The sequence below is a fragment of the Paraburkholderia piptadeniae genome (genome assembly GCF_900007165.1).
In the GTDB taxonomy this organism is placed as follows: Bacteria; Pseudomonadota; Gammaproteobacteria; order Burkholderiales; family Burkholderiaceae; genus Paraburkholderia; species Paraburkholderia piptadeniae.
Window position 1 is genome coordinate 1 of the sequence record NZ_CYGY02000155.1, and the last position, 11,710, is coordinate 11,710.

The 11,710-nt window shown below is 61.3% G+C and carries 9 protein-coding genes and 3 pseudogenes; 7 read left to right on the top strand and 5 right to left on the bottom strand.

From position 1 onward, the window contains the following. Positions 1–1,037, top strand: a pseudogene (locus BN2476_RS43505) (hypothetical protein); the annotation flags it as partial. A 370-nt stretch (positions 1,038–1,407) separates the two neighbouring features. Further along, entirely contained in the window at positions 1,408–1,530 is a 123-nt protein-coding gene (locus BN2476_RS49095) for an AraC family transcriptional regulator (RefSeq protein WP_235851242.1), read from the top strand. 314 nt (positions 1,531–1,844) lie between these two features. On the opposite strand, the gene BN2476_RS43515 is transcribed toward BN2476_RS49095, so the two are convergent. The 3 genes and pseudogenes from BN2476_RS43515 to BN2476_RS43525 all read right to left on the bottom strand — a co-directional run. Further along, positions 1,845–2,456, bottom strand: a complete 612-nt coding sequence (locus BN2476_RS43515) for a ferredoxin reductase domain-containing protein (protein ID WP_235851239.1) — start codon at positions 2,454–2,456, stop codon at positions 1,845–1,847. A 190-nt stretch (positions 2,457–2,646) separates the two neighbouring features. Next, complete coding sequence (locus tag BN2476_RS43520) at positions 2,647–3,852, bottom strand: YncE family protein (protein WP_087740296.1); 1,206 nt, start codon at positions 3,850–3,852, stop codon at positions 2,647–2,649. 732 nt (positions 3,853–4,584) lie between these two features. Further along, positions 4,585–4,718 (bottom strand): annotated as a pseudogene (locus BN2476_RS43525) (cold-shock protein); the annotation flags it as partial. Positions 4,719–4,843: 125 nt separating this feature from the next. Here BN2476_RS43525 and BN2476_RS49860 point away from each other — a divergent pair. Then, on the top strand, positions 4,844–5,563 hold the full coding sequence (locus tag BN2476_RS49860; RefSeq protein WP_087740291.1) for a DUF3141 domain-containing protein: 720 nt from the start codon (positions 4,844–4,846) through the stop codon (positions 5,561–5,563). Between the two features lie 298 nt (positions 5,564–5,861). Continuing rightward, entirely contained in the window at positions 5,862–6,344 is a 483-nt protein-coding gene (locus BN2476_RS43535; protein WP_087740292.1) for a phosphate acyltransferase, read from the top strand. A 50-nt stretch (positions 6,345–6,394) separates the two neighbouring features. On the opposite strand, the pseudogene BN2476_RS49865 reads toward BN2476_RS43535, so the two are convergent. Then, positions 6,395–6,592, bottom strand: a pseudogene (locus tag BN2476_RS49865) (IS1096 element passenger TnpR family protein); the annotation flags it as partial. Between the two features lie 85 nt (positions 6,593–6,677). On the opposite strand from BN2476_RS49865, the gene BN2476_RS43545 reads away from it, so the two are divergent. After that, positions 6,678–7,472 (top strand): FRG domain-containing protein, encoded by a 795-nt coding sequence (locus BN2476_RS43545; RefSeq protein WP_087740293.1) that lies wholly within the window; start codon positions 6,678–6,680, stop codon positions 7,470–7,472. Between the two features lie 351 nt (positions 7,473–7,823). Here BN2476_RS43545 and BN2476_RS43550 read toward each other — a convergent pair whose 3' ends face one another. Continuing rightward, the gene (locus BN2476_RS43550; protein WP_235851241.1) at positions 7,824–8,381 is read right to left on the bottom strand and encodes a DUF1003 domain-containing protein; all 558 of its coding nucleotides are present in this window, start codon (positions 8,379–8,381) and stop codon (positions 7,824–7,826) included. A 335-nt stretch (positions 8,382–8,716) separates the two neighbouring features. Between BN2476_RS43550 and BN2476_RS43555 the strand changes: the two genes are divergently transcribed. Together BN2476_RS43555 and BN2476_RS43560 are read left to right on the top strand one after the other, a co-directional pair. Further along, positions 8,717–9,709, top strand: coding sequence for an NAD(P)H-dependent flavin oxidoreductase (locus BN2476_RS43555; RefSeq protein WP_087740295.1), 993 nt, complete (start codon positions 8,717–8,719; stop codon positions 9,707–9,709). A gap of 1,253 nt (positions 9,710–10,962) precedes the next feature. Continuing rightward, positions 10,963–11,710: PDC sensor domain-containing protein (locus tag BN2476_RS43560; protein ID WP_268958030.1), on the top strand; the 748-nt coding region annotated here is incomplete at its 3' end.

Genomic DNA, 11,710 nt, shown 5'->3' on the forward strand with positions numbered 1-11,710 from the left:
AGCAGCAGAACAACTACTACCAGGTGACGTGGGAGCCGAGCCTCGGCTGGGCCGATAGCGACGCGAATTTTGTCGCGATGTACAAGGCCGCCTATCAGGGCATCCACTCGACCGATCCGAACGCGATCGTGATGGGCACTGGCAATCCGTTCGCCGCCAACTGCGATACGTGTACGACGGGCTACCTGAAGAAGTTCGGCGCGCTCGGCCTGTGGAACTACATCGATGCCGTTTCGACGCACGGCTACTGGAACGCGGGTACGTATCCGGCGCATCCGCCTGAACTGCAGGACTCGGACCCCGATCCGGCGAACCAGGCCAACGCGCTCGACAACCAGATGATCCAGCTGCGCTCGGTGATGCAGGCCGGCAAGCCGAACATGAAGCTGTTCTTCACGGAAGCGGGCACGAGCTACGACCCGGGCATCAACTACGGCCCGACGACTCCGTCGCAGAACCAGCTGTTCGCCCATGCTGCCGTTGGCGTGCGCTCGCACATCATCGTGCTGGGCGGCGGCGCGCAGATGACGACGCTGTTCTACGGCGCCGACTATCCGGGCGAACCAGGCTACGGTTCGTTCTTCGACCTGAACGACGCACAAGGCGCATTCGGCGCGTCGAACCTGTCGCCGAAGCCTGAAGCGATGGCCTTCGCAACGATGACCCGCGTGCTCGACGGCACGAACACGCTGGGCCGCGTCAAGGGCACGCCGCCTGGAGTGTTTGCGTATGCGTTCCAGCAGCTGGGCAACGGCAAGGTCGTGACGGCCGCGTGGACGCACAGCAACGCGCAGTGGCCGACGAGCAATGGCCAGTACAGCCAGACGTATTCGACCGGCTATTCGCTGCAGGTCGACAACCCCGGTACGTCGGGCAACGTGACGAAGATCGACGGCTATGGCAATGCCACGACGGTTCCGTACTCGAACGGCCAGGTGTGGCTGACGCTGACGGAAGTGCCGCAGTACATCGTCTCGAACAACGCGGCGGTTGCCGCGAACAATTCGACGGTTCCGGTTGGGTACACGGGTCAATAACCGCAAAAATCTGATAGTGCTACGGGGAAGGATGGCGGCGCGCCGAAAGACGCACCGCTTTCGTTTGCGGTTTCCAATATTCCCGGTTGGAGCGGCCCGCGCAATTGCTGTTCCTATCAGGTCTCCGGTTGGCTTAAATACCAGTGATTGTCCGCGCGATCGCGTTTGACGCCGCACGCCGGCATGTGCAGGCCAATTTGACTGAGTTCGACCTCTCTCCCGAGCGTGTGGTCGAATCGCTCGCGCTTTCGCGGGCGACGATTTACCCGCTGTTCCAACATGAAGGTGGGCTCCACGCTTACATCCGTCACCTCCGGCTGCAGTTGCGGCGAACGATCGCATTCGATTCCCTGGCGTTCCCGTCACGAAGATCGCCTTTTCCGTCGGCTTCAAGAGCGCGTCGGACTTTACGCGCGCATTTCGACGGGCGTATGGTTTCGCACCGCAAGAGGTTCGGACGTACAAGGACTGGTATCCGGGCAAGCAACCTTGATGCGTGCCTGCGGTCGGGGAAGCGACACTCGCCACATTTCAATGGCTGGTTCCAACCGTTGATGGAACACTCGTCGTTACTCCGCGTAGGGCCGCTCAGGGTTGTCAATAGGCGTTGGACGGTGGCTTGCTGTATTCCAAAGCCCCAGATAGGCGTGAACGGGCGAGACCGACGAGCGATTGCATCAGCTGCGGAAAGCGTGCCTCAGTCACCGTGCCGTCGTATTGCCGATGACCAAGCCGTTTGGTCGCCAAGGGCGATTTTATGAACGTTCGCTGCATACACCCATTCGCGGGCCTGGCGCTCAATGAGATTCATGAAAGCAGGGGGGCGCTGCAGTAAATCTGTGTGTTGGCATGAGTTGGACTCATTGCGTGGGAACTCTTCTGCGCAAATAGATCATCGGACAGGCCGAAATGGTGATAGATCGTACCGTGACTTCGAAGCGCGTCAAATTCTTCTCGAAGAACTGCGCGATCGGCCGATCGGGCGAAGATGTGCACCTCGAACCTTTGACCCGCCGATGCAAGCCGCTTCGCGATTCCCGCGATCGATGCGGCGCCTATCCCGCCGGCAAAAAGGATAGATCGCGCACGATCATCCAAAATTGTCGGCGGGCTTTTTGGGGTGCCGACAAACACTTCGTCTCGTTCATTCAACGGAAGAAACCCGGATAGCAGACTATCCGTTCTGCCATCATCTTCTTGTCTCGTGCCTACCACGTAACCATCGGACAGGGACGAAACACGGAGCAAAGGATAAATTCTTTCCTTGTCGCCAGCGCTATTCAGACAGACCGTGACGCACGATCCATCGTTAAACGGCGGAAGCGCCGATTTGGACGTTGTTCGAAGTTCAACCGCATAGTACCCCTGAGCAATTTGCCATTTCCGGCCCACGATGACGGGAATCAGGTTGTCGTGCATGTCTTCTCCAAAAGGACCTGCATCTTCCGAAATCGGAAGGAGTATCAGTGTATGGATCGCCCGAAAATGGCCACCCCAGCAGCTGTTGGAAGGGTGGCTCTCAACGAGAGTAGGGCGGGCCGGAGTCGCCAGCACGGCGCTGTAGCCGAGTACCGGTCGCGTGCACGCCGGCCTGCTGGCGAAGCCTTTTTCAGTCGCCCTTATTCCTGTCGGAGTTGCTGGCAGCGCCTGCTCCGGTCGTCACGACCTGAATCCCGCCATTGGGGAAAGCAGCGATTCCTGGCGCGAACGGGAGGTATGCCTGTCCCGACGCACTATCGATGCCGATCGAATGTGCGTTGTTGCCGATCGCGAGCCGGGCGACCAGCGTGCGCGACGTCGCATCGATTGTGCCGAGCGTCGGCACGAAGCTCGTATCGGATGCGATACCGCTCGCCGTGTAATGCCGGGCGGGCAGCAAGTAACGGTTCGTGACGGGATCGTAGGCGATCTGGTCGACACCGCCGAACGGGATCGTCGCGAATATCTCGCCGCTCGAGCGATTAAGGATCAGCGTGATCAGCGGGTTGCCCGCGGACGGATCGCAGCCGACGATCATGTCATTGTGCGGCCCGAGTGCGAGGCCGGTCGGTGCGCATGCGCCAAGTGGGAACACCTTGCTGACCGACGGCGCGCCCGCGAGCACCGAGCTTACCGGGATCACGTCCACCTCGCCGTCGGGGTTTGCGGGCGTGCCGTCGTTATTGATGATGAAGCTTTTGGACCTGCCGTCATACACGCACGCTTCGAGCCCGGTGGACGTCTGAAATGTCTGCTTCGCGACAATCGTCTGATTCCGGGTCGAAATGAAGGTGACGAACGGCGGCGACTCGGCCGGGCTGGCGAACATCATTAACTGGTCGTCCGGGTCGTAGCATCCTGCATCAACACGGTTCCCGGAGTTGCTGATCTGCAAGGTCTGGAGAACCTGGCCGGCGTTCGCGTCGACGATCTTGATCGAATTCACGTCGCCGACATAGAGGATGCCGGAACCCGGTATCCCGACGATGCTGGCCGGTCCCGATGTATCGGGGGTCGGGCCGATTCCGAAAAAGCCCCCCTTGATTTGCTTGACTAGCGTGTTGCTGCTCGTGTCGACTACGTCGATTGCCGCATTGCTCCGGTCAGCCAGATAGTACTTTCCCGAGTCAACGTAGCTGAGGTCAAAGCTGAATTTTGTGGAGTTGGGCACGGCGATCGTCGTTTTGGTGGCCGGTGCAGCTGCATCCTGTTGTCCACCCATCGCCTTCGAAATAGCCGTCGCGTCAGGGGAGCTTCCGCCGCCGCCACAGGCTGCGACCACTAGCGAAAGGGCCAGTGCGGCAACAAGCGCGCATCGTCTGAATTGTGTTTGCATCATGTCTCCATGGGTTCTGGTAAGCGGTCAGCAACGACTTCGGCCTTCGCGGGAACAATGCGATGACACGGAGCGGCGCGTCAGATCGAACTCTAGCCGATACCCTGCAAGGGATGGAGAAGGGAGCCGGGTTGTGGCGGATCCGCAGTGATGATCGGGCGTCGAAACCCGCGTGGTTAAAGGCGTTGAGTGATTAGTGCAGGGCTGGTATTTCCAGAACGTACTTCTGGTTATCGTTTACATTTCGTTGACGATAATTTGTATATCGAATTAAATGACCCGGAAACGATATGCCTATCAAGGGTGACAAGGCAATGCTGCTGCTTTCACACCGATCCATGCACGATCACTAATGCACACGATAAAAAACGTCAACTTTATCTAGTGGGCGGGAGAAGGCACTATAGGTCGCTTCTTCAAATCCTTTCTGATCCGATCGAGTTCACGCATCTGCTGGCGCAAACGGGCGATCTTCTCGTAAAGTCGCACGGCCTTCACATCGAATGTTTGAGGGGGCGTGTGTGGTTATGACGCTTTGCGCGACGCGCCGATCGCGCAATGAGAACGCGAGCGATAAGCGAAAGTGGGGGAGAGGGTAATTGCGAGGACGAGAAAAGCGGTGGCAAGGAACGCACCTGCGGAGCAGGCGCCCCAGAATCCGGCATCGCCTGTAACGACGAAAGAAATGTGACCCGCGCGGGGCGGGTTATGCGAGGATGATGCGCGTGCCGGTTACACAGGCTTAATATTTGCGGCCTGCTTGCCTTTCGGTCCCATCTTCACGTCGAAGCTACTTTCTGGTTTTCCTGCAATGACTTGAAGCCTTCAGTCTTGATTTCGGAGAAGTGGGCGAACAGGTCTTCGCCGAAAATGCCCAGGTGCCCGATCGTCTCGAGATGAAGCTCGACGATGCCGAAGACCGTGTGCACATCCGCTTCGAGGCGCGCACGATCGACGACGTTCTCGGCATCGACGATGGTCGTGAGGATGAGTGTTTGCCTCTGTCGCGCGCCTGTCGGAACTCGCCACTGAGGTCTACGACATCGCCGTACGCCCCTGGGTGCGCGCGACGGTGACGCAGGAGGTGGCGCAGGCGACACGCGATCTCCAGCCGATACGCCTGCGCAGAAGCACGTTCTCGGACCTCAATCCGTTCATGGGCACTGTGGGCGCATGGGCCGAAGAGGCGCGCGGGCAGCGTCAGCCGGTCGACGTCGACAACCCGTTCGCCGCGATGGAGCGCGTCTGGGCGACCATGGTCGAGAGCCAGCTGAATCTGTATCGCGACGTGCGCGATGCGTGGCTCGAAACGCTTTTCCATTCGATCTACAGCACGCCTGCCGTGAAGGGCATCGGCAGACACGAACTGCAGGGCGTCAGGCGCCGCCATGGGAAGGCGAGGCCGTCATCGAACGCACGGTTGCCGAGCGCGACATCGTGTTGTTCTCGCACGCGTCGGGCAATCTCAATCCGATGCATATACCCGGCATCGACGTGGACGGCGACGGCAAGAGTGATACGGTGGCGACCTCGATGTGGGTGGGCTCGCTCGTGTCGTGCTCGGCAACCTGCTGCCGGGCGCGGGCACGCTGCTCGTTACCCAGCATTTCGAGTTAGGCGAGCGCGCCCGTATCGGCGATACGCTGCGTGTGTCGGTGCGCGTGATCGAGAAGACACGCGCGCCCGCGCGTCGCGCTCGATACACGCGTGACGCTCGCGGATGGCAGCGTGGTCGCCTAGGGCCGCGCGGAAGTCAACGCGCCGCTGCACCGCGTGGTGACGAACGAATCCGATCTGCCTGCGCTGCTGATGGACGAACACGATCACTTTGCGCGGCTGATCGAGATCGCCTCCCGCCTCCCGTTATTGCCGGTCTGGCCTGACGAACTCGCTGTGCGGGACGCTGCGGTAGATGAAGCGCGGCCTGATCAAGCCAGTGCTGATCGGTTCGCGCGTGCGGCTGGAAGCAGGCGGCGGAATGCGGCGAGCAACTGGGAGACATCGAAGTCATGGACGCCGCAGACCACGACGCCGCTTCCGCGAAAGCCGTGCAGCTCGCACATTCGGGCGAGGTCCGCGGGATCATGAAGGGCAACGTGCATTCCGACGAATTGCTCGCGCACGTGGTGAAGAAGGACAGCGGACTGTGCGCGGGTCAGCGCATCTCCCACGTCTTCGTGCTCGACGTGCCGACGCCCGACCATCCGTTCTTCGTCAGCGACGCGGCGATCAACATCGCGCCGGATCTGCCGACCAAGGCCGACATCGTGCAAAGCGCGATCGATCTTGCCCGCGCGTGCGGCGTGCCGCTGCCTCGCGTGGCCGTGCTGTCAGCCGTCGAGACGGTCAACGTGAACATTCCGTCATCGCTCGATGCGTCGATCCTCGCGAAGATGGCGGACCGCAGGCAGATCACGGGCGGCCTGGCGGATGGTCCGCTCGCGATGGACAACGCAACCGATGCCGCGGCGGCGCGCACCTGTCCACCGTAATGCCATCCGTGGATGACGAACCGGTGCAGGTGTTCGTCTTTCCAGCCCATGGCGAGCTGCGTCACCTGATGTAGTTGCGCAATCGTGATCTGCTCCGGAATCAGGATCCGCCGCCAGACCGGCGGGCTGACGCCGCGCAACTGACTCGCAACTGGAGAACGGAAGGCGCTTCGGAAGAGTCGGAGTCCGTCATCTTCGCAGACCCGAATCCAGCCCCCTCTTTGGCGCGGTCTCCTACTTACTGACACGTTGTCACGTTATGGTTGGTCTGCGCTGACGATGCGCGCATGCCTCGCGCATCGTCAGCGCGTTCGCGCCTCGGAGGACCTACCGATGCAGACAACTATCCTGAGGGACTGGGCGCAATTCATGACCCTAACCTCGACGCTCGACGGCTGGGCTTTTCGCGGGCAGCAGAATACTGCGTGGCAGCTCGAAAGCTCGCTCACGCGCTACCTGCGCGCCTATGCTGACGATCAGCGTCAATGGCGCGCCCGCGAGGAGCGCGCGATCCGCGTATTCCGCCGCAAGGCACACAACTTTCTCGAACATCCCGGCCTTCTCGATAATGACCTGCGTTGCCTCGCCCTGATGCAGCACCACGGCGCACCGACACGGCTGCTCGATTTCACCAAAAGCCCCTTCGTTGCCGCTTTTTTCGCGCTCGAACGCGCGACGGGCGACGCGGCCGTCTATGCGCTGAACACACCTGCGTTATACAACAGTCGCGCGTTGCCCAAAGGCGATCCGGGTCTGACGCGCGACGTGATTGATCCGCGCGTGCAAGGCCACTTCGACCAGTACTTTTTCTGTAACCGGCACGAAGTGATCTGGTTCGGTGAACCGACCGAAATGGACGACCGCCTGATCGCGCAATCGGGCACGTTCGTGGTGCCAGGTGTAATCGACCGGCCACTTGCGCGCATTCTCGACGACTACGAGAGCAGCGAGGAATTGCTGCACAAGGTGATTTTGCCTGCCAGTGTGCCCGTCGATGCGATGAAGTGGCTGTATCGGATGAACATCACGAACGCATCGCTGTTCCCGGGGCTCGACGGGCTGGCGCGTTCGATCGCCGTCGAACTGGAGATCGTCTGGTCGGGCATGACGCCGGGCCATGACGCCTGAAAATTGACGGAGCCCGCATCGCACCTTCCACGCGAGAGACGCGAGCGCTGCACACGCATGTGCGCAGCCACTCGTTTGTCAGCGTTGGCTGCCATTGCGCAGGACGCCGCGTGCTGTTCGAGATTCGTCCACGCCGGCTGATCGGACGCGAAATGCGTGCGGATATAACGCGCGACGTCGGCGATCCGCTTGTCGTCGAATGAGTCACGGAAGGCAGCATGTAGCGGAGCCCTTTTGTCACCGGCCCATCGATACCGTTTAGCAGCACGTGCAGCAGGTTGTCCGGTGTGGCCTGGCTCACACATTGAAGCCCGCTGATTTCTTGTGAGAGCGATACCACGCGCTTCCCAATTAAACCTGCGTCCCCGTCCCGGGTTTGGTCAACTTGTTATTCAATTCCAGAGTCAGCGCCTCTATACGTTCGCTCATCTGTTTTGTCATTTCAGTTAGCCGCGTGTTCTGCTGAAGCAATCCGAGCAGCAACTCGGTCTGGTTCGCGGCGAGTAGCTGGCGTTCCTCGCTCGCTTTTGCGAGGTCTTCACGATGACGCGCGTCGGCATCCGAATGTGCCTTGTCGCGGTCTGCCTGACGCGTTTGGGCGAGCAAAATCAGCGGTGCGGCGTAGGCTGCCTGAAGGCTGAATGCAAGATTGAGAAGAATGAAAGGGTAGACGTCGAACTTGGTCCAACCCAGGATATTCACGGCCATCCAGCCCACCACGATCACCGTCTGTGCAATCAGAAAAGTTGGCGTGCCAAAAAAGCGGGCGAAGGATTCAGCCTTCAGCGCGAACCAGTCGTCGCCGAATACCGAATGGAGGTGAACATGGGGTGCGTGGAACCGGTAATGGTGGTCTGCACCCGGCTTGGATCCGGCAACCGGATTGGAATCGTGGTCTTTGTCTTTCATGATGGTGGCAGGTAGAGGAAACCGCGTTTGGAACATATTGCTTAACAGCAGGCGAGGAACAGTTCCGGACCTGGGCCGGCGTTCAACAATGCGACGCCTGCTGGCGCCAGCACAATTACGTGACTGGGCAAGCGCGGTGGCGCCATCCCTGCACAAAGGAAAACCTTGCGTGCGGAGCCGCTCGGTCGGCGTTGATCGTGAGACTACGGATGCTTCTGGCAAGTTCGGCATCGAAGAAATGACGCTGTGCTCCTTGGGTCGTGCCTCATCGTGCTCCAGTATTAATGCAAAGGCTGGGGCGTGCGATCAACGGGTCATCACTGCGGGAGACGGCGATGTTCGAGCGATATGAGCGACTGGCGAAGCAACTCGGCGTGGACCATCCGGTGCTGCTCGCACCGATGGATCTGGTGGCGAACGGCAAGCTCGCCGCGGCCGTGACGAAGGCGGGCGGATTCGGCCTCCTCGGCGGAGGCTACGGCGACGAGGCGTGGCTGCGCGAGCAGTTCGCCGCGGCTTGCGGCGCGCGGGTCGGCGTCGGTTTCATCACGTGGAGCCTGTCGCGGCAGCCGCACCTGCTTGAGGTCGCCATCGAGCATGCGCCGGCCGCGATCATGTTTTCGTTCGGCGACGCGAGCGCGCACATCGGGAAGACGAAGCAGGCCGGCATTCTCGCCATCTGCCAGGTTCAAACGGCGGCGATGGCCCGCGAGGCTGTCGATTGCGGCGCCGATATCGTCGTCGCGCAAGGCGCCGAAGGCGGCGGTCATGGTGTCGCTTGCAGCACGATCTCGCTTGTTCCGGCAGTCGTCGACGCCGTCGGCGATCGCGTGCACGTGGTGGCTGCGGGCGGAATCGCGGACGGGCGCGGCTTCGCGGCGGCCCTCGCGCTTGGCGCGGCCGGCATCCTGATGGGAACGCGCTTCTACGCGAGCGAAGAAGCGAGCGGTGACGACGAAGCAAAGCGGCGCATTGTCGAATGCAAGGGCGGTGAGGAAACCGTGCGCGGCATCCTGTTCGACATTGTGCGCAACAACGTCTGGCCCGCACCTTACACGGGGCGCGTGTTGCGCAACGCGTTCTCGGAGAAGTGGGCCGGACGCGAGCGCGAGCTGTTGCAGCAGTTGCACGTCGAGCATCCGCGCTATATGGAGGCGCGCGCCACACGGCAGTACGACATGGCGGCCGTGATCGCCGGCGAGTCGGCGGCGTTGATCCGCGAGGTGCTGCCGGCCGGGACGATCGTCGCAAATATCGTCAGCGAGATGGATGCGATTCTCGGGTATTCGTCGTACAAAGCGCGACGTGCATCGAATGCCTCAACGTAATCGAATAGCGCAGCACATGCCCGCCCCGTACTGCGGTGCGGCACTGTTCGACGCCGACATCACCTTAGGCTGCCACGCTGGCCCGTGGCTGCGACATGAATGGCGCGGCTCAGTTGCCGCGGGCTGAGTGGATCAACGGGAACGAGCCCGGGAAACAACCACCCGCCCTCGAGCATCTTCTCCTGCGCACGTGCGACACTGCTGGCCGATCAGAAGACTGGATCAAAGCGGACTGCGCCTCGGCAACAGGAGTTCGTCGCCAGTGGGATTTCGCGCGGGAGACGCGTGAGCCAACGTGCAGTTGCGACACGACAGCACCTTGCATCGCAAGACTAAGGGTTTATACTAAACCCTGTCTCCTCCATGTCTCCTTTTGATATGGATTCAGCCCGCCGCCGTGCGGGCTTTTTCTTCAACTACTGACTCGCTACCCATCGCCGGGCGCGGTGCTTAGTCGGTCACTCTTCCAGCGCCACCCTGACAGTCATGTGCTGCGAAGCCTGCGAAAGAATGCAACTGGGCGCGATGGTCAAGCCGCCACACGAAGGGCTGCGGATCACACACGGGCCGACACGGCTGCGTCCGCTCGGCCGACGCCCCGTGCTCCTGCAACGTTACCGTTGCCGCATATGCAGCACAAACTGGTTACTCGAGCTCGATCCGCTGCAGCCTGAGCACCCGGATTGGGTTTGCCTGTATCAGGCCTCAAGCATTCTCGACCCTGTCTCGGCAGCTCATCAGGGCACCCGCGCATCGACTCTCCCTTCTACCACCGGGCAGGCTCACGCCGCGGGCGGCGCGACCCCCGGGCAGCTTCGTCACAGCCTTATCTAAACGAATAGGTCCGCCTCCTTGCGTGCAGGTTCTCTGGTGCGACGGGATTCCAGTTGTCCACAGAAAGCGTGGATGAGTCTGTGGACAACATGTAGGGCATTGCGCCAAGGGATTGATTGCATGCACATTTGCTGCAATGCACTACCCAGCAACCGCACGTATGCAGCGAATTGAGGCATGAATGACGGGGAGTTTGCGGTTTTGACGGCGCGCCGATTCAGCGACACTCTCCGGCGGCTGCGGTCGACCACGCCATTGACCGTCGCGCTCCCTGAACTGGCCCGAGATTCAGGAGCCTGGTCGCCGGCCGCACCGACAATTTTTTTGATACATTGCCGACCGGGCCGGCAGCCATTGAAGGACAGGCCGGCACGGAGCCAGACGGGCTGCCCGGCTGGACCATGGATGTCCGCCGACGCATGGCCCGGTATCTGTCAAAAAACATCAAGAAGGCAAACCGCGTGATTCCGGTCCGCTCCCTATCTGGCCGCCTGCTGGCACGCCTTGGCTCACCCCGTGCTGTGATTGGCGGCGCTCTGGTGATCGCGTTCGCCATGCTGACCGTGTGTGCGGTGCTCCTGTATGACGGGCGGCAGGACGCCCTCGAGCACGCCCGCGACGCGTCACGCAACACGCTGTTGGTCATCGAGCGGGACATCCTGCGTAACGTTGAACTCTATGACCTGTCGCTGCAGGCCGTTGTCGATGGCGTCGGACAGCCAGAGGTGATGGCGCTGCCGGCGCGGTTACGCGATGCGCTACTGTTCGACCGCGCCGCCACCGCGAAGGATCTCGGCTCCATGCTGGTCCTGGACGCCGCCGGAAACGTGCTGATCGATTCCCGTTCCGAGGTGCCATCCCACGTGAATCTGGCCGACCGGCGCTATTTCACGGTGCATCGGGACAACCCGGCGGCGGGTCTCTATGTCAGTGCGCCGCTGGTGTCGCGGATCCGCAAGGGCGACCCGATCATCGTGCTGAGCCGGCGCATCAACAATCCGGACGGTTCCTTTCGGGGCGTGGCGGTCGGCACCCTTAAGCTCGAATACTTCCGCAGGCTGCAGTCGGGGCTGACGCTCGGGCCCCACGGCACGATGGCGCTGATCCATACGGACGGGCACCTGATCATGCGCGCACCCTACAACCCTCAGGTCATCGGGCGAGACC